This is a genomic window from Paenibacillus sp. QJM3NY_38 (assembly GCF_056173265.1).
In genome coordinates this window covers 2,788,687-2,807,606 of record NZ_CM149665.1, presented here as the reverse complement: position 1 = coordinate 2,807,606, position 18,920 = coordinate 2,788,687, and the positions used below count along the sequence as shown (strand labels likewise).

The 18,920-nt window shown below is 49.7% G+C and carries 12 protein-coding genes; all 12 read right to left on the bottom strand.

Going from position 1 to position 18,920, the window contains the following annotated elements; genetic code table 11:
- Positions 1–11: 11 nt before the first annotated feature.
- The 12 genes from parE to AC0VZ8_RS12675 all read right to left on the bottom strand — a co-directional run bounded on the left by parE (position 12) and on the right by AC0VZ8_RS12675 (position 18,915).
- Positions 12–1,991, bottom strand: coding sequence for a DNA topoisomerase IV subunit B (gene parE / locus AC0VZ8_RS12730; protein ID WP_071218333.1), 1,980 nt, complete (start codon positions 1,989–1,991; stop codon positions 12–14).
- Between the two features lie 115 nt (positions 1,992–2,106).
- The gene (locus tag AC0VZ8_RS12725) at positions 2,107–3,096 is read right to left on the bottom strand and encodes an ABC transporter permease (RefSeq protein ID WP_475487054.1); all 990 of its coding nucleotides are present in this window, start codon (positions 3,094–3,096) and stop codon (positions 2,107–2,109) included.
- Positions 3,089–4,057, bottom strand: a complete 969-nt coding sequence (locus AC0VZ8_RS12720; RefSeq protein WP_475487053.1) for an ABC transporter ATP-binding protein — start codon at positions 4,055–4,057, stop codon at positions 3,089–3,091. Before AC0VZ8_RS12720 ends, AC0VZ8_RS12725 begins: the two co-directional genes overlap by 8 nt.
- A 36-nt stretch (positions 4,058–4,093) precedes the next feature.
- Positions 4,094–4,945, bottom strand: a complete 852-nt coding sequence (locus AC0VZ8_RS12715) for a GDSL-type esterase/lipase family protein (RefSeq protein WP_071218335.1) — start codon at positions 4,943–4,945, stop codon at positions 4,094–4,096.
- A 147-nt stretch (positions 4,946–5,092) separates the two neighbouring features.
- On the bottom strand, positions 5,093–5,827 hold the full coding sequence (locus AC0VZ8_RS12710) for a CAP domain-containing protein (RefSeq protein WP_475487052.1): 735 nt from the start codon (positions 5,825–5,827) through the stop codon (positions 5,093–5,095).
- 352 nt (positions 5,828–6,179) lie between these two features.
- Positions 6,180–6,641 carry a GNAT family N-acetyltransferase gene (locus tag AC0VZ8_RS12705; RefSeq protein ID WP_071218337.1) on the bottom strand — a complete coding sequence of 154 codons (462 nt, stop codon included), beginning with the start codon at positions 6,639–6,641 and terminating at the stop codon, positions 6,180–6,182.
- 141 nt (positions 6,642–6,782) lie between these two features.
- Positions 6,783–8,648, bottom strand: coding sequence for an ABC transporter ATP-binding protein (locus AC0VZ8_RS12700; protein WP_475487051.1), 1,866 nt, complete (start codon positions 8,646–8,648; stop codon positions 6,783–6,785).
- On the bottom strand, positions 8,645–10,423 hold the full coding sequence (locus tag AC0VZ8_RS12695) for an ABC transporter ATP-binding protein (protein WP_475487050.1): 1,779 nt from the start codon (positions 10,421–10,423) through the stop codon (positions 8,645–8,647). The genes AC0VZ8_RS12700 and AC0VZ8_RS12695 overlap by 4 nt, the downstream gene beginning before the upstream one ends.
- 527 nt (positions 10,424–10,950) lie before the next feature.
- A complete protein-coding gene (locus tag AC0VZ8_RS12690) occupies positions 10,951–14,598 on the bottom strand; it encodes a dynamin family protein (RefSeq protein ID WP_475487049.1) in 3,648 nt (1,215 codons plus the stop codon).
- 296 nt (positions 14,599–14,894) lie between these two features.
- Positions 14,895–15,176: a hypothetical protein gene (locus tag AC0VZ8_RS12685; RefSeq protein WP_006209564.1), complete on the bottom strand. Its 282-nt coding sequence runs from the start codon at positions 15,174–15,176 to the stop codon at positions 14,895–14,897.
- A gap of 252 nt (positions 15,177–15,428) precedes the next feature.
- Complete coding sequence (nth, locus tag AC0VZ8_RS12680) at positions 15,429–16,100, bottom strand: endonuclease III (RefSeq protein WP_260069212.1); 672 nt, start codon at positions 16,098–16,100, stop codon at positions 15,429–15,431.
- A gap of 85 nt (positions 16,101–16,185) precedes the next feature.
- Positions 16,186–18,915, bottom strand: a complete 2,730-nt coding sequence (locus AC0VZ8_RS12675; RefSeq protein WP_475487048.1) for an S-layer homology domain-containing protein — start codon at positions 18,913–18,915, stop codon at positions 16,186–16,188.
- Positions 18,916–18,920 lie beyond the last annotated feature (5 nt).

The following is an 18,920-nucleotide window of genomic DNA, read 5'->3' as shown; positions in this document are numbered from 1 at the left end:
TCCTTCACCTTCTATTCCTCAAACTCTGCGAAGTTTACATTTTCTACGATCCACCGTTTGCGGGGATCTACTTTATCTCCCATCAGCGTAGACACGCGACGCTCCGCTTTGGCAGCATCATCGATTTGTACCTGCAGCAATGTCCGTGTTTCCGGGTTCATCGTTGTTTCCCATAATTGCTCCGGGTTCATCTCGCCCAGACCTTTGTAACGCTGCAGCTCGAAGTTTTTGAATTCCTTCAAATAGTTAGCCAGCTGCTCATCCGTCCAGGCATACCGAACGGTTTCCAGCTTCCCGGATTTGCTGGCGATTTTATACAGTGGAGGCTGCGCAAGGTAGACGCGGCCTTCATCAATCAACGGTTTCATGTATCTGTAGAAGAACGTAAGCAGCAGCACCTGAATATGAGCGCCATCCGTATCCGCATCCGTCATGATGATGATTTTCGAATAATTGCTGTCCCCGGCGGTAAACTCCGTACCGATCCCTGCACCAATGGCAGATACAATCGCTCGGTATTCATCATTCTTCAGGATGTCGGCCAGCTTCGATTTCTCCGGATTCATCGGTTTCCCTTTAAGAGGCAGTATAGCCTGGATTTTCGAATCCCGTCCCTGCTTCGCAGAACCGCCAGCGGAGTCCCCTTCGACTATAAACAATTCGGTTCGCGTAAAGTCTTTGGACTGCGCAGGCGTCAGCTTGCCGCCCAGATTGGAGCTTTCGCTGCGCTTCTTGCCGGTGCGCATCTCATCCCTTGCTTTACGGGCCGCTTCACGCGCTTTGGAAGCCTGGATGGCCTTCTTCAGCAGCGTTTGTGCGATCTGCGGATTCTCCTCGAGGAAGATTTGCATCTTCTCGGTGACAATGCTGTCAACCGCACTGCGCGCAGAAGCGCTTCCCAGCTGGTCCTTGGTCTGTCCGACAAATTCGACCTCAGCCATCTTGACGCTGATCACGGTCATCATGCCTTCCCGAAGATCATTGCCTTCCAGGTTCTTGTCCTTTTCCTTCAAAAGATTGTTCTTGCGGGCATAATCATTCATGACACGGGTGTAAGCTGTCTTAAAGCCCGTCTCATGCGTACCACCCCCGCGCGTCGGGATGGAGTTAACGAAAGAAGCCAGCGTTTCGGTATATCCCGCATTATATTGAAGGGCGATTTCAACTTCGATATCATCCTTCTCCGCATAAAAATGGATCACATCATGGAGCACGTCCTTGCCTTCATTCAGGAACTGAACGAACTGGCTTGCGCCGCCTTCATAGAAAAACTCTTCCCCGTTGCCGCTGCGCTCGTCTTTCAATACAATCCGGAGTCCGGAGTTCAAGAAGGCAATTTCCTGTAAGCGCTCTGCTAGTGTGTCGTAATTCAGATGTGTTCCCGCGGTAAACACGCGCGCATCCGGTTTAAACGTAATCTTCGTCCCTGTTTTGTTCGTATTGCCAAGCACCTCAAGACCCGTTACAGGTTCCCCGACATGCTCTTTTCCTTTTTTGTCCTGCCAGTATTCAAATCGTTGGCGATGAATTTTACCGTCACGGTAAATTTCCACCTCCAGCCACTCGGACAGCGCATTGGTTACGGATGCGCCAACGCCATGAAGACCGCCGGACTTCTTATATCCGGAACCACCGAATTTACCGCCGGCATGCAAAATCGTAAATACAACCTGCGGGGTGGGGATGCCTGTCTTGTGCATTCCGGTTGGAATACCGCGTCCGTTGTCGTATACCGTCGCGGACCCGTCTTTATGCAATGTAATTTCAATTCTCGAGCAGTACTTGGCCAAATGCTCGTCTACGGCGTTGTCCACAATTTCCCATACCAGATGATGCAAGCCTGACGAGCTTGTGCTCCCTATGTACATGCCTGGCCGTTTGCGCACCGCAACGAGGCCTTCGAGCACTTGAATGTCGTCAGCATCGTATCCTGAACGGTTGTTACCGCCGTTCTTCGATGACTCTGCAAACATATCGATCTGTTCGACCATTCATGCTCCTCCTTCAATTTCACGTATCTCGTGTATTTCTATTTCTACATTTCAATATTTTAGAAGAACGCTGTTCCCTAAAAAATGCAAACAAATGTTTCATGCTTTGTCCATTTTAATTCAAGATATCCCTTCTCGTAAAGACACTGAATGAAACAATAACCGCACAAATGGCCCAGACGGCCAATACGGCAAGGGAAAAATTCAAAGTCATCCCCTCAATTGGCGGCAAATTGCCTGCTAAATAATTCGTTAAATTGAGGTTTACCATGAACAAATATTTCGCGCTGCTCCAGGCCGATGCCATATTCGTCAGAATATTTCCGGCAATCAATGCGGCCATCATAATCACAATGCTCGCCGCCGTGCTTCGAACCAGCACGGACACCATAAAGGCAAGCATACCGACGCATACGCCGACAAACCATACCAATCCACCCTGCATCAGCAAATACTTCCACTGTGGGACAGCATGAACGCCGGACATATCCACATCAGACCCAACAATTTGGAATCCCGTGAATACCGGTATGTCAAATCCCTTGTATCCGAAGGCTAGACCGGAAATCAGATAGGCTATGACAAAGGTGGAAACGACAATAAGAGACGTAAACATGATCAAGGCGATCAGTTTGCTGAGCAGCACCTTCCATCGCTTCACAGGCCTTGTCAGCAGCATTTTGATGGTGCCGGTCGTCCGTTCACCGGAGACGATATCCGAGGCGATCGCCATAATGAGCAGCGGAATAAACAGGGATATCGCATTATTCAAAAATTCCCGTGTAAACGTAACCCCGTTTGGTTGATTAGGATTCACATCATGCTGCAAATAATACTGCATTTGCTGAATAAAGATTTGCCTGTATCGTTTCCATTCATCCGGCACCCTGTCACTGCTTAGCGAATTCTCATTATCCGTGATTCGCTGCTGAAGTTCAAGCCGCCAATCACTGTTGAACTTCTCCCGGCTCCGTTCAGCTGACTTCATCTGGGCATAAGTAAACATGGGAACCAGAACAAGAAGAACGAGCAGGACAACATAAAACCGCTTTCGTTTGATAATTTTGATGCACTCGTTTTTGATCAGGGGCAACAGGTTAATCAATACTCTCACCCTCCGTCATCTGCAGGAACAGCTGCTCCAGCGTAGGATTGATCCGATGAACCTCCCGGACCTGTACTCCCGCGGCCACCAGCCGTTCCACAGCTCTTGACGTGTATGTAGTGCTCATACGGGTCACAACAGCATCCGGAGACATGCCTGCGAGCAAATTATCGTCGAGCACGTCTTCGGGGCGCTCGACAATGTGGCAATAATCCAGCTTTTGCAATATTCGTTTTCCTTGCACGGCGGGATTCAGATCCCAGATCACATGATCGCTGTTGCCGGCAATCAATTCTTCGACCTCGCCAACCGCAAGCACTCTTCCGCTGCTGATGATCGCCACGCGATCGCATAATAGCTGGATTTCGCTCAGCAGATGACTCGAGACAAAAACAGCCAATCCTTCCTCGGCTAATCGATGGATGAACTGCCGCATCTCTTTGATCCCTTTCGGATCAAGACCGTTTGTCGGCTCGTCAAGAATGAGCAGCCTCGGTCTGCCGAGCAGGGCTTGGGCTATCCCAAGCCGCTGCCGCATTCCCAGAGAATACGTGCTCACCTTGTCGTGAATTCTTCGATCCAATCTCACCGTATCCACAACTTCCTGTATTCGCTGCTGGTCAATGCCGGGCTGCATTCGCGCAAAATGCTCAAGATTTTCCCACCCCGTCATATATGAATACATTTCAGGATTCTCCACGATGGAACCGATATAACGCAGCGCCTGCTCCTGCTGGCGGTTCACATCATAACCGCAAACCTCGATCCTGCCGGAGGTCGGTTTGATCAGATCCACCAGCATCCGGATCGTGGTCGTCTTTCCTGCCCCGTTCGGCCCCAAGAACCCGAAAATTTCGCCTGCGCGCACGTCGAACGAGACATCATGTATAATCCATTTTCGACCGATTTTCTTTTTTACATGCTGGACAGATAGCACGATTTCTTGAGCTTGTTCATTCATCGTTTTCCAACTCCCCATATGACATCCTCATCATGCCTAGAGCATACCCTCTACAATTCGATCCGCTATAGCCTGATATCCTGCCCCGTTCGGATGAAAATGGTCCGAGGACAGATACTCGCCCAGCTTGTGCTGAAACAGATCGAACGTAGGGACCAATGTCATATTGGGATCCCGGTTCACAATCTCCATGACCGAATGATTCCAGGCAGAGACCACGATATTCCCGGGTATGAGCAAATCCTCCAAATCGGAAAAAGGATGATAGAGACCGATATAAACGATTCGGGCATCCGGATTAATGGCGCGAATCTTCTCCAGAATCGCCTGCAGTCGTTCAGAGGCCTGCGGCAATGCGGCCATCAGTTTGGCAGGTTCGAGCTCCAACTCATCGGAATCCGCCGCCCCGTCCATCAGCCCGCTGCCTTGAAATATATCATTGCCTCCGATCGAAAGCATAATCACATTGGCTTGCTTCAAGGCATACTGTATTCCCTTGTCGTCCAGCTTGGGAAGCAGTGCTTCGGTAGTCATTCCGTTTATGGCCAGGTTTGCCAGCAGGCTCGCTGTTCGTCCATCGCCGTTTAATTGATCCACGCTCCGGCGGACAAAACCGCTCCCGGTATTGTCCCCTGTTCCCTTGGCCAGTGAATCTCCAATCGCAGTTACCTTTAAATCATGGGGCAAAACCGGTTGTGACGGATCGCTCCCCGGCTGCTCCGGCGCTGTCTCTTCTTCGGACGCCTCGGATCCGCCACCGGTCAGCAAAGGCTGTCCTTGCGGATCATTAATATCTTTGAACGCATACATAAAACCGATAATGAGCACAATCGTTACAATAACCGACACGGAGGCAGTGATTCGCCATATCCATGCAGATGATTTCATGACATTCCCCCTACTAAATTCCTCATTACATTACCTTAAGACTTCTATATAAAATTTGCAAATCAAAACACGCAAAGAAGACTGCCCCGGACGCAATCTTTGGATGCGTGACCGGGGCAGCCTTTTCATATGAAACAAGATAAGTGCTTATTGACTGATGAACTCTTGAACCCAATATCCGTTATAGTATCCAACACCGATCATGGTGAAATTCGGAGACAGGATGTTTTCACGATGACCTTGGCTGTTCATCCAGGAGTTCATTACTTCTTGAGGCGTACGTTGTCCTTTAGCGATATTCTCGCCGGCATAGCCGTAAGAAATACCGTAAGCTTTCATCATATCAAATGGCGAACCATGTGTCGGTGAAGTGTGGCTGAAGTAATTGTTATTACTCATATCCTTCGCTTTATCCAGCGCTACGGTTGTTAGCTTAGCATGGACCGTGAGCGGCTTCAGACCTGCATTCGCACGTTCTTTGTTCACCAATGTGACAACCTCGGAAGCAAAATTCGATTGTTCCGTTGTACCCGCAGGCTGGGACGGTTTTGTAGATGGAGTGCTAGTCTCAGGCTTGCTTGTTTCCGGTTTGCTGGTTTCAGGTTGCGTCACTTCTGGTTTAGTGGTTTCTGGCTTGCTGGTTTGCGGAGTCTCAACAGGTTTGTCTGCCTGAGGTTTTTCCGTTTGCGGCTTCTGAACCACCCATTTAAACTGTGATTCAAAACCTTGGCTCTCCAGGAATTTCTGGATCTTTTGCTGCCAGTTCACATAATTATTACTCTCAGCAGGTGCTGCGGATGCCGTAGTAGGCAGCATGATACCGACAGCCAGTACAGCAGCAATGCTGCCGCCTGCGATTTTCTTTATCCAATGGTTGTTCATAAATGCTCATCTCCTATGCTCATAGTTGTGAGTTTGCTTGACCGCCCGTTCTAAGATGACTTTCATGGGTGCTGGACGATCAAACAATAGTTACATTTTTGTAATCTCGTACGAACACATTGTAACACATTTGATACCTTGGGCAATCCTACAATTGTTGGAAAAGCGACCTTGAATTCCTACCTATACATAAGTGATCAAGTCGGCACTAGTCCCAGATCATATGTAGTGATCGCTGCCTGATTCAAGCGATAGATCTCCTTTTAAATCGGTGGTCTATCAATCGAGTTTTAGGCCATAACAAGAAAAAACCCATCCCAAAAATGGGATGGGTTCATGAAAAGACCCAGGACTACAGCTTTTTACTAAACTGATATCCAGCCTTTTCAAATCCAATATGCTCATAAAATGCATGTGCGGGAGCAAGTTCTTCCCGGTTGCCGCTTGTGAGAAACAAGAGGTGGCTACCATGCTGTCTTCCCCATGTCTCTGCACCGCGAATCAATCTTTTGCCAATTCCTTGGCCGCGGTAGCTTGAGGTTACAATAACCGAAGTAATTTGAGTGACCGGTTCGGTCATAGTGAAGGATTTGACTTGACGAAGCATGATCATACCAACAACAACACCATCAACTTCAGCAATCAGATTGCCGTACAAAGGATTGTCGTTCATCGCTTCCATCCGTTCACGCATGACATTCAGCGTGGTCGGATAATTCAGTTCGCGCATCAAGGATGTGACAGCTTCCAAATCATTCTTCTCAAAGTTTCGAATCAGCAGTGCAGGCGCAGATAATACGCTTTCGATGCTCATTATACCCTCATGCTTCCCTTCTTCTATGAATTCTGAGTAAACTCTACTTCTATTTTGTAAGTTTATGAAGAAGATTGCAAGTATCAAGCGACATTTTTTTTACATTTGTGTCGGTTTTGTTAAACCTTTGTTAAGCCGTTTTTACAAAAATCGGTATTGCGCTTCAATCAACCCATGGTACGTACCCTGCTTCTGCATAAGCTGGCTGTGATTTCCTTCTTCGATAATCTTCCCGTGATCCAGCACGACGATATGATCGGCATGGCGGATCGTTGACAAACGGTGCGCCACGATGAAGGAGGTTCGGCCCTGAAGCAGCACTTTAAGAGCTTCCTGAATTTTCAACTCCGTCTCGGTATCGATACTCGCCGTTGCTTCATCCAGAATCAGAATCCGCGGATCGGCAAGGAGCGCCCTGGCAAAGGACAGCAGCTGCCGTTGACCCATAGACAGCATATTCCCGCGTTCTTCAACCTCGGTATCGTAACCGCCCGGCATCTGAACGATGAATTCATGGGCGCCGACCGCCTTGGCTACATCCTCAATCTCCTCATTGGTCGCATCCAGACGGCCAAACCGGATATTATCGCGAATCGTGCCGGAGAATATAAAGGTATCCTGCAGCACGATGCCAATCTGATTGCGGAGGCTTTCCACCGTCACCGATTGGATATCGTATCCGTCAATCGTTAGCTTACCTTCGGTAATATCATAGAATCGGCTGAGCAGATTAATGATGGTACTCTTGCCTGATCCGGTATGACCGACAAGCGCAATCGACTGGCCTGCCTTTACATTCAAATTGATCCCTTTGAGAGCCTGACGTCCTTTTTCGTATTCGAACACCACATTCTCCAGCTTGATGTCCCCTTTAATCGTTGGCAATTTCTTCGCCCCGGGCTGATCATCAATGCTCGGCTTCTCGTCAATGAACTCAAATATGCGTTCAGAGGAAGCCATGGCGACAAGCAATTGATTATACATTTGGCCAAGCCGGTTGATCGGCTCCCAGAAGTTTCCGACATATTGGGTGAAGGCAATTAACAGACCGATGGTGAGCTCGCCTTGCTGGATCAACACGGCACCGAGCCAGAACAAGATCAATGAACCGAAACCACCGGTAATTTCGATAAGAGGCCCAAACCCTTGGTTCATGGCGGACGCTTTATCCCAGGACTTTTTGCTGTCCATGTTCATGTTATCAAAGAACTTCATATTCTCTTCTTCTTGCGTGTAAGCTTGGGTTACGCGGATCCCCTGAATCGATTCATTCAAGTGAGAGTTTATCCGCGAGTTCCGAATCCGTACATCCTGCCATGCACGCCGGATGCGTACACGGAGTTTCGTCGAGATGAAGAACATGATCGGTACCGTGACAATAACAGCAAGACCGAGCTTCCAGTTTATTAACAAAAGAATAACGACAATACCTACTAACTGCACGCAGTCGATGATCAGGTTGACAACCCCGTTGGTAAACAAATCCTGCAGGGAGTTAACATCATTCGTAACCCGGACCAGCACAGATCCAGCCGGACGCTTGTCGAAGAAATTGAAGGACAAGCGCTGAATGTGCTGGAACAGATCTGCTCGCAGGTCATAAATGACCCGCTGTCCGATGATATTCGTAAATTTGATACGGAATATCCCCGCAACCCATTGAATGATATACATCGCAAGAACCGCGATTGTAATCTGATACAATAGGGTTAAGCTCGGGTTGCCATCCCTCGGGTCAATGGCCTGGTCGATTGCCAAACTGGTCAAGAACGGAATGGCCAGCTTCGTTATGGTACCGATGACCATCATAAGGCCGATCAACGGGAGAATCTGTTTGGCGTAAGGTTTCATATACGAGATCAGACGCGTCAGCTGCGCCCAGTTAAACGGCTTTTCAATCGCATCGTCGTCCTTGTAGACAAAACGTTCATTCGTTTCTTCCGAAGGCTTCCGCGGCCTCGGAATCTTTTGCTTTTGATGCGGTTCTGTATTTACATTGGCGTTCATGCTTGCACCTGCCCTTGCGTGCCTCCTGCTTGAGCTTGCTTCGCAATAAGGTCCGCATATTGTATTTTGTATACATCCTGATAAGGCCCCGGCACTGCAATCAAATCGTTATGCTTGCCGCGCTGCACAACTCTTCCCTCATCCAGAACGAGAATTTCATCCGCATGACGCAAGGAAGAAATCCGGTGAGCGATAATAAAGGTCGTTCTGCCGTTCATGACTTCCTGGAAACCGGACTGAATTTCATGCTCGGTTTCCATATCTACAGCACTGGTGGCATCATCCAGGATCAGGATTTTCGGATCTTTCAGAAGGGCTCGTGCGATCGCAATCCGCTGCTTCTGTCCGCCGGAGAGTCCCATCCCCCGTTCGCCGACAATGGTATCGTAACCATCCTTCATTTCCATAATAAAGTCATGGGCTTTGGCCAGCTTGGCAACACGGATGATTTCTTCTATGCTAACGTCCTTCATGCCGTAAGAAATATTGTTGCGGATGCTGGACGAGAACAAGAAGGTCTCCTGAAAGACCGTGGCAATCTGGCTGCGCAGACTCCGGATCTTTATATCATTAATGTTCATGCCGTCTAGTTTGATGCTCCCCTGATTCACATTGTAGGCATGCATCAAGAGCTGGATAATGGTCGATTTACCAGACCCCGTTCCGCCAAGCAGGCCGATCACGGAGCCGGGACGAGCATCCAAATTAATATCTTTGACGGCTGCCATCTTGTTACCGTAAGCAAAGGTGACATTATCAAATACGACATGACCCTTCACCTCGCTTGGCACCAAATCTACCGCACGTTCACGGTCTTCGACATCAATCGGCTGATTCAGCAGCTCCAGCACCCGTTCACCCGATGCCTTGGACTGCGTGTAGTTATTAATGTGAAACCCGATTCCCCAAAGCGGGCCGATTATGTACCAGATCAAAGTAAAGAAAGCTGCCAGTTCCCCTACCGTCATGGAACCTTGGATGACCATCGCTCCGCCGACGGCTAGCAAAATGACGACACTGATATTCGCAAAGAGCTCCATCATCGGGAAATAACGGGCCCATAGTGAAGAGGCAAATATCTGGTTGGTTTTGTAACGCTCATTCCGTTCGGAGAATTTCACCACTTCGTGAGGCTCGCGAGCAAAAGACTTTACGGTACGAACACCCGTGATATTCTCCTGAACCGCGGTCGTCAGCGAGCTTAGTGCCAGACGCATCTCCTGGAACGCCGGATGGATCTTGGATTCGAACTTTAGAGCCGCCACAACCAAAAATGGCATCGCTACCAAAGTTACGAGCGTCAATTTCCAGCTAATGGTAAACATCATAATGGAACCGAAAGTCACCATCAATACCAGATTGAGCAGCTGCGCAAAACCGAAGCCGATAAACATTCGGATCGCTTCCAAATCGCCCGTCAGCCGTGACATCAAATCCCCGGTCCGAGCCGTATCATAGTAACGGAACGATAGAAATTGCAATTTTTCATAGCAGGCGTTTCGTAGCGCATAAGCCAGGTAGTTCCCCAGCCTCCCCCCAAAAAATCCGTGCAAAAACTGCATGAAAGCTTTAAGGATGACCACACCCAGCACAGTGAGTGCCAGCTGCGGTACGATACCGTAATTCTCCAGCTTGATTGCATCGTCAATCAGCACTTTTAACAGATGCGGATAGACAAGTCCTAAAGCGGTTGCAATCGCCAGACACAGCATGGAAAGAAAAAGATAACTTCGTTTCTCCCAAAAGAAGCCCTGCAGTTGCCTGAGAACATTCATGTTTATCCTCCTTTGGATTATTTTCGTTCAGGTTATGTAGCATTTATGAAGTTTATCATCGACCTGAACCCGCGGCAAAGAGGGAAAACCGCCATAAATGAGCCAAAAGGACCTAAAGGGGGCAAATAGTATAACTTATCTTTGTTTCATAATGAAATCATCGGAAATTCTCATTAATACTAGGGGATATAATCACATTGTCAGTCCCTTCAACCATCAGGCTTCATCCATGATTTCCGACTTTTTTGAACATGCTTGAAAAAGGGTAAAATCCTAAGCCGTTTTCACCCCAGTGGCGAACGTTGTAGCAGATTAAAATACGTCATACCATCCTCTTGACCTTTATCCACCCGAACGAGCATAGGAAAAAAGACGCCCCGCCAGGATGGCATATGGGACGCCCTTGGATGGAAAAGTATGCGATTGGAGTTTAGACCTGCATAACATCGTTATTCGTATGGAAGCTTCAGACTCCAACATCTTTACCTTTCGTTGTGTGTGCACATGTTATGGCATAAGATCCGCTATTACCGAGCCGCCTGAATCATAGCTTCCAGCTCATCCGCCAGCTTACTCCACATCAACGGAGATTGACCGTCCTGCAGCGAACCGAGGATGGCAGCCATGGATTCCTTCAGCTGTTCCTCCAACACCGATACATGATGCTGCAATGAACGTACACTCATTCGAACATAGTGGTCCGTCAGCTGCTCTTCCCGAATGCTCACCACACTCGCCACGGCTTCCTTCACCTTCGGCTCTGCCGCTTCTCGAAGCTTGGAGCTTCCGCTGCCCTCAAAGAAATGCTTCGGGTTCTTAAAGGTCGACCAGAAGGACAACCAATCCCCCTGTATTTGCAATTCCGTTTCTTCCAGCTCCGGCGGTGACCAGTCTTTATCCCGCCGGATGGCGAGGGATAAGCCCTCGGCCATATCGTTGATATCCGCTGCCGCTTTAAGCGCTGCGTCTTCGGTTAATTTGCGACCGGCCATCTCTAATCGAAGCGTTGTTGCCCATAGCTCCTGATCCAGCTCCATGGACATCGTCCGCATCAAATCACGCCCGCAAGCCGCAAAGGCCGATTTCAGGTGACCTGCGTCCTCCCGAAGCACGGAAGGATTAAACGACTCCTGAAAGAAACGGTTCATGGCATAATCCAGCCGCTGCCGTACATGAAACAGCAGCTCGCTGCTTTCCTGCGCGATATCACGGGACATGTTAAACTCCGATAAAGCCGCAAGACGGGATAAGGCTCGTGTGTGAACCTCTTCCAGCTCCACGATTTTACGCTCGCGCGTGGTCTCATCCTGGGCTGCCATATCGGCCCAAGCTCTGATTCGATCCCTCACCGAAGCCAGTTCATCATAACCGGCGCGCTCTGAAAGCCTTGGCAGCTCTTCAACCGCAAATCGGCTAAGCGCATCTTCGAATACAGGGAACCCCGATTCCTTCAATTTCGCTTCATCCCCATATAGCTTACTATCCAGCGCTGCCAAACTGGAAACAGGGAAGATATGCGGGCTGCCTACCCCGCTGGACGTCAGGTTGGTACGAACATGCTTCACCACCTCATCCAGCTCCTCTTCGGATTGTGCAAGATCTGCGGCATTGACGATAAAAAACATTTTATCCAGCGCAAAGCTGTCTTTAACCCTGCCCAGCTGGGACAGGAATTGCCGATCCGCTTTGGAGAAAGCATGGTTGTAATACGTTACGTATACGATAGCGTCCGCATTTTTAATATAATTGAACGTTACGCCCGTGTGCCGGGCATGAAGGGAATCGGCTCCAGGCGTATCCACCAGCACGATCCCCTGCTCTGTCATCGGACAGCTGTAATACAGATCGATCCCGTCGACAAAACAGGATTTGGTTTCGTCGGCCACATAGCCCCGATATTCCGCCAGCTCTACGGTTTCTGTTATACCCAGTTTGGTCTCCATCATATCAAAGCCGGCAGCCGCGGCCTTCAGAAACCCATAATGCGGCAAGCCTGCCGGATGAATACCGGCCGGATTCAATGCTTCTGCGACGCTTCGCCAATTGCTCGGAGTTGGTTCTTGGAGACCCAGCACGCTGAAGGAGTACTTCAAATCGTCCCACCACATCTCGCGGCTCTTCATGCGCACGTCTGCGGTACCATGGGTTTTCCCTTCTGCCGGTGCCAGAATCCGGTTCACCGCCGCCGTTGTCGGGTGCGGTGATACCGGCAATACCGACTCGCCAAGCAGAGCATTGGCGAAGGAGGACTTCCCGGCGCTGAACGCACCGAACAGCGCCAAAGTGAACGAGCCGCCCGCAAGCGCATCCGCGCGGGCGGTTATATCCCGCGCGGCCGATGCCAGCGCGGGATGCGGCGCCAGCATCGCAGCCGCCGCGCGCAGCTCGGCTGCCGCGGCATCCAGCCGCTGGCGGCGCTGCGGTGCCGCCGCCTGCGCCCCGGCGGCGCGGGGCGCCGTGCGCCCGTGCCCCGGCTGCGCCGCCGGGGTGCCGCCCTGGGCAGCCGCTGGCGCGAGCTGCCCTTCCGGCTCCCTCACCTCCGGCAGGAGGCCGGGGGTGAGGGAGGTGCGCGGCGGGAGCAGCTGCGCCAGCTCGGCCGCACGGGCGGCTTCCGCCTGCTGCAAGGCTGCATAGCTGGCGGAAGCCGCAGATTGCGCCAGGAGCTCGGCACCCTGGCGCTCCAGGTCCTGCAGACGGACGGCCGCAGCGTCCGTCAATACCGCCTTCAGCCGGTCGGCAAGCACCAACACGGCCCTGCGGTAGCTGCCCTTGATTTCCTCGGCCAGCTCCCGGTTATAGTTCAGTACGTATTCACCGGACACCGTCGCTTCCGGATTCACGGTCCGCGTAATCATATCCTCCCGCACACCGGGAAGCTCAGCGTCCATCAGGCTCTCCCATTCGGTATTCCACTCCGTATGCTGTTCCACGCTTTTACGGAACAGCGAACGCAGATGCCAATCGATCTGCGATGCGGTCTGTTCCTCCAATCGATGATAGAAAGCCTCGAGACGGCGCCGACGCTCCTCCTCCGTTTTGCCGCCTGTGAACAGAAACCCGACTTTAAACCCGCTTTTGCGGCTTTCCAGGAAAGCCAGACTTAAATCCCGAACATCCGCCGGCGTCAGATTGGCGTTTGCCAGAAGGGCATCCGCTTCTTTGCGCAGCTCCGAGCGAACGGTCTCTGGCAGCAGCTGGACGGTTCTTTTTTGATCCTCCAGCTCCTGCAGCCGCGCTTTCATCGCCGCTGCGGCCTCCTCGCCGCCCATTTCCTCCAGCAGCCGCTCCTTCTCTTCCTGATGGCTTCTGGTATAGGCCTCTACATGTTGATCGGCAGCATGACGAATGGAGCAGGATACGCTGTAGCGCAGCAACGGCTCCTTATGAGATATCAATTCACCGATCAAGGACTTTAGTAGCCCCCATTGATTATAGGGATGATCCTGAGCTTTAAGCGAAGTGCATAGCAGCCCCTTATACGTGATCTTCCACTGGGCGAACGCCTTCTTCACGTCATTCAGATAAGCAGAAAGCGTCAACTCTTCATCACGATGCTTGTCGATCTGATTTACGATCAGGTACAGCGGTTTGCCCCAATCGGACAAACTCTTGGCAAACATCAGATTACTCTCGGACTGCACATGATTATAATCCATGACGTAAAAAACGATGTCAGCCATATGGAGGGCAGAATGCGTGGCAAGCCGGTGCCCGTCATCCGTTGAGTCAACCCCGGGGGTATCCATCAAGACGCCATCTTCGCCAAGCAGCGGCACATCATCCCACACTTCAATTGCGGAATACTCCCGGCCCTCCTTGCAGTATTCGGCAAGTTCGTCAATGGTTACCGTTAAAGGCTCTCCAGGCTCCGCAGCAGATCGGTGAATCAACGCCCGCGGCTCACCGCTTCGGATTGTAACCACATTCGCACTCGTAGGTACCGGACCCGAGGGCAGCACCTTTTTGCCGCAAAGCGCATTAATCATGCTCGACTTCCCTGCGGAAAAATGTCCGCAGAAGGCCAGCGTCAATTCACCACCTGTACCCTTGCGTATTAAATCCTCCGTCAATGCGGAGGAAGATTCGTCATTCCACTCCAAAAAACGGTCGCGAACTCTGGTTAGTTCCGTAACACTGTATCCGATTTCATGCTCAGCCATCAACTTCAATGTCATTTCTCGCTCCTGTCCATTGATCTCTCAATTTCTGACACATTCTATTCACATCATTTTATTTTATCACCGCTTGCACTGTAAAGGAATCATTGCATTTCATTTTCGGCCGTTGTCTTGATATAACAGTCCTTTATCTATGCAAAATGGCAGGTCAAGGAAGTGATCTTCCTTGCCTGCCATGGGTCCAAACCTTCTTAATGCCGGCAAATACAGGAGGAATGAGGTAAAAGTACACACTCGATCACCCTGTAAGAACCAGGTTTATCTCATTTTTTAAAACATCAAATTTGAAGAACTTAAGATACAACGGTGTTTTCTTCTGCCGGAATTAAAATTTCGAATACATTTCCGTGCTGCAGAATGGTTAACCCGCGTGATTTATCGCGCATGACCACCACTTCAGGCTTCTGCGACATACGCTCCAGATAATGCTCGGGAGCATCCCCGGAATGACTGAACGTCACGCCTTCGACTTCTTGCTCTTCATTCTCACTCAGCTGGCTTTGGCTCTCCACAACATGTTCAAAAATATCTGAGAACAATTCAAAATTGTCGGTGTAAACAGAGATGCATTTCATGTGTAATCCCATCCTCTTTTAAATTTAGCTCATGCCGATCCAGGATACCGTCCTCTTTCACCTCGCGAAAAACCGACTTTTGATCACTGTTGTTTCCAGATTTCCATTCACCCATGCGGCTAAAGATAGAAATCCGGAGACAAAGGCAAGCATTGCGCTTGCTTGCAATTATGTCCATTTCGCTAGCTATTCATTAAAGTACCGTGTTCCCAACGAATCAGATGAATCTTTTTTTGTCTATTTCTTGCTGTTTTACAGTTGTTCCTTATTCTTCCTGACTGCTAAGGTTTTCATACGTTTCTTTCCTTCACGGCAAACATCCAGCAATGGGCATACCGGGCATTGCGGATTTTGTGCCTTACAGTGATACCGTCCGAAAAAAATGATCCGATGATGGGTCAGCGTCCATTCTTCACGCGGTACCCGCTTCATCAGCTTTTTCTCCACTTCCAGCACGGAATCTTTCCAGGCTGCCAGTCCAAGTCGCTTGGAAACCCGCTCCACATGCGTGTCTACCGCGATGGCAGGCACACCAAAGGCATTGGAAACGACGACATTGGCTGTCTTGCGTCCAACCCCAGGTAATGTGACCAGTTCATCATGAGCTTCCGGCACCTCACCGCCATACTGTTCGATCAGAATCCTGCACAAATTCTGAATATGTTTGGCCTTATTCCGGTATAAACCGATCCGCCTAATATCCTGCTCAAGTTCCTCAATCGGTACCGATACATAATCCAGAGGCGTTTTGTATTTCTGGAACAGATCCTTTGTTACTTTATTAACCGTTTCATCCGTGCACTGGGCGGACAGCAGCACGGCGATGGTCAGCTCAAACGCATTGCTGTGATGCAGTTCGCAATGTGCATCCGGAAACATGCTCTCCATCGTGTCCAAAATATGCCGTACCGTTGCCGCATTCATATGATTTCCCTCCCGCAAAAAAAAATCTTGATGCGGAAATCCCCGCATCAAGACGGTGTTTCTCGAGCAATCCCAGGTCGATAATTTACTGTTTTACGATCTCAACAACGACACCGTTGTTTAAGTACAGTACAATATTATCATTTTCCTTAAGGGATTGCACGGACAAAGTAGTGTCACCTTGATGAACAAATACTTTGTCGGATAATACATACCGGAAATTATCGTTAATCGATTTACGTTTTACTTGAATTTCCGTACTGCTTGCCTGCCAGAATGCACGTTCAACCTTCTCCAGAACCTGGATAATGGTTACGCCCTGAATGTCCTTTCGAATCTCTACGCGATCTCCTGAGGTCAATGCGCTTAAATTCGAAGCCGTTGAACCATTCTTAACGACTTTAACTCCGCCGCTTACACCTAACGTCTGGCTATTGCCTGAATAATCCTTCATGGTCAATGCATTTGCGGAAGCATCAACGCTTGTCACTTCGCCAAGCGTCAATTTAACTTCAGCTACCGCTACAGGCGTTAAGCCTTGGAACGTTATATTAACGAGTGCTCCCGGACGCAAATCAGCGAGCAGAATTGCTTGTCCGGTTTCGCCGGTCAATATGGATTTATCGGTATAAATATCGCTTGTGGAGCCGTTAGCTTTCACTCGAATACGGTTCCTTGTGGGTTCCGTTGAAACAACCTCAAATTGTGCGGAAGTTTTGAGTTTTAAGCTCTGTAAGTAATCCTGATTGTTCGACAGTTGGGCTAACACTTCGTCACCAATCCGTAAATCTGCCAGGGATGCGCCTGATCTGCCGAAGATTTCTACAATCGGACTATTGTAGTAAGAGATTTCTTCCACTTTACCGTTAGCGGTCATAATCGAAATCACTTGCTTGGATGTGTTAATGCTGTTAATTTTACCTTCAACTTTGTATACCACTTCTAATGAGAGTACGCGGGTACCAATCAGGGAGACACTTACCTTGCGTCCCGAGACAAGCAGTGGTCCAACTTTATCCAGCGTGGTTCCGTAGCTCGAGTCCAGCTTCGTCTTGTCATCCAAGACGATTACACGAGGCTGGTTGTTCGCATCCTTGACAGTCAGCCAATGTGTCTTCCCGTCGTAATTTACGACAGTAACGGCATCCAACTGCTCAATTTGACGACCCGTTACTTCGATTTTCGAAATTTTTTCCTCACCGTTAATGGTCAGTGTTACCTGGTCACCGGATACGGCATCAGCGAGTAAATCGGACAGAACAGGTTTAGCCACACCGTTTATCATAATTTCCGGCTTCTCTGCCAGATACTTCGTTTCGAGCTGCGTGCTTCCACTTCGCTTGTATGTGATGGTCTTCCCGTTCTCTTCAATGGAATAAAGCATTGCCTGCACGCTACGATCGACGCTTTGCGTAACTTCCAGCGTCTGCAGAACGCTGTTTTCTACCGTAAAGTTCACGGTGTAGCCGTTCTTCAATTCAGCCGGAGCCAAAATTTGATTCTGATATCGGATGACGGTTGCATCATCCCACGTGTACGTGTCCTCATAACCGGTGCTATCCTTAAGGGTTACTCTTTTGTTTACCGTATCCACGTTCTGAACAACGCCTGCTCCCGTCTTGTTAACCAAGCCGCTCTTTACGCGGATTGAAACGATTTTCTTCTGCGGGCTGTACGTTTCGCGTTCAATCGTAAGCAAACTGCCGGCAGCAAGCGTCTTCGGATCGATCTTGGTTCCGTTCTGATCCAGGAACACCGTGCTTGGCTCGTAACTCAGCTCTTCAAAGGTGCTGCCAGTATCCAGCCAAATGACGTTGTTCGGCGACAAACGTGCATATGTGCGGTCAAACCGCTCCACTTGCTGGGTCGAATCCGTAATTTCCACGTAAGCAGCGGTTCCGTTATTCACGATGACCACCGCTTGTGTGTAAGGATTGATCTCCGAGAATTGCAATCTCTTCTCCGAATCCGAGGTGAAATACGCTGTGGAATTATCCAGCTTGAATGAATTCAGCTTGCCATCGGCATAAAGCTCCAGCTTGCCGTTCTCGATCGAAGCGATAGAACCTTTGTATTGGTTCTCGTAATTTGTGGTAATGTAGGCTTGGGCCCGGCTGAGGAACGTTGCAAGCTGGGCACGGGTAACGGCCCCTTGCGGATCGAACTTGTTGCCGTTCAAGCCTTTTGCAAGACCTAACTCAACCGCTATATTAACATAACCCAGACGATCCGGGGATATCTTGGCGTTATCCGCAAAGCCTGTCGCTTTATTTTTGGCTGCATCAGCCTCCGCCGTACGTCCAATGGAACGGACAAGGACTTCGGTTATCCATTCCCGGGATGCTTTCTGCGCGCCCCAAATGACTTTCTCGTCCGTATATCCGGATTCTTTTTGCTTGTCGAGCAGGTTTTGCTGAAAAGCCAGTTCAACGTACTTCGTAAAATAGTCATTCACTTTAATATTTGTCGGTAATGTCGCAGCGCCGCTGCTTAATTGATCCTGCATGCTTAAGAACCGGATCGCCATCGTTACGGCTTCCTGCTGCGTTACGGGATCGTTCGGACGAAACTTTCCGTTATTCCCGGTCACGATCCCCTGTGCTGCTAACTGATAAATATACTTTTCTCCCCAATATCCGGCATTCACGTCACTGAATGCGTTTATGGCCGTTTGGGATGCATTTGCCGTTGTCGCATTTGCCGCTTCTTCATCTGCCGAGACGATCGAAGCCCCGCCTCCGAATGCTATAAGTCCGGCCATGACGGCGGAGACCACTTTTTTGGAATGAACATGTTTGCTGTGTCTAAGTACCATTTTCT

Excerpts from the sequence above, each read along its gene's own strand:
- AC0VZ8_RS12695 (WP_475487050.1), bottom strand. The coding sequence starts at position 10,423 with ATGAATGTTCTCAGGCAACTGCAGGGCTTCTTTTGGGAGAAACGAAGT.
- parE (WP_071218333.1), bottom strand. The coding sequence starts at position 1,991 with ATGGTCGAACAGATCGATATGTTTGCAGAGTCATCGAAGAACGGCGGT.
- AC0VZ8_RS12705 (WP_071218337.1), bottom strand. The coding sequence starts at position 6,641 with ATGAGCATCGAAAGCGTATTATCTGCGCCTGCACTGCTGATTCGAAAC.
- AC0VZ8_RS12690 (WP_475487049.1), bottom strand. The coding sequence starts at position 14,598 with ATGACATTGAAGTTGATGGCTGAGCATGAAATCGGATACAGTGTTACG.
- AC0VZ8_RS12685 (WP_006209564.1), bottom strand. The coding sequence starts at position 15,176 with ATGAAATGCATCTCTGTTTACACCGACAATTTTGAATTGTTCTCAGAT.
- AC0VZ8_RS12675 (WP_475487048.1), bottom strand. The coding sequence starts at position 18,915 with ATGGTACTTAGACACAGCAAACATGTTCATTCCAAAAAAGTGGTCTCC.
- AC0VZ8_RS12710 (WP_475487052.1), bottom strand. The coding sequence starts at position 5,827 with ATGAACAACCATTGGATAAAGAAAATCGCAGGCGGCAGCATTGCTGCT.
- AC0VZ8_RS12715 (WP_071218335.1), bottom strand. The coding sequence starts at position 4,945 with ATGAAATCATCTGCATGGATATGGCGAATCACTGCCTCCGTGTCGGTT.
- nth (WP_260069212.1), bottom strand. The coding sequence starts at position 16,100 with ATGAATGCGGCAACGGTACGGCATATTTTGGACACGATGGAGAGCATG.
- AC0VZ8_RS12720 (WP_475487053.1), bottom strand. The coding sequence starts at position 4,057 with ATGAATGAACAAGCTCAAGAAATCGTGCTATCTGTCCAGCATGTAAAA.
- AC0VZ8_RS12700 (WP_475487051.1), bottom strand. The coding sequence starts at position 8,648 with ATGAACGCCAATGTAAATACAGAACCGCATCAAAAGCAAAAGATTCCG.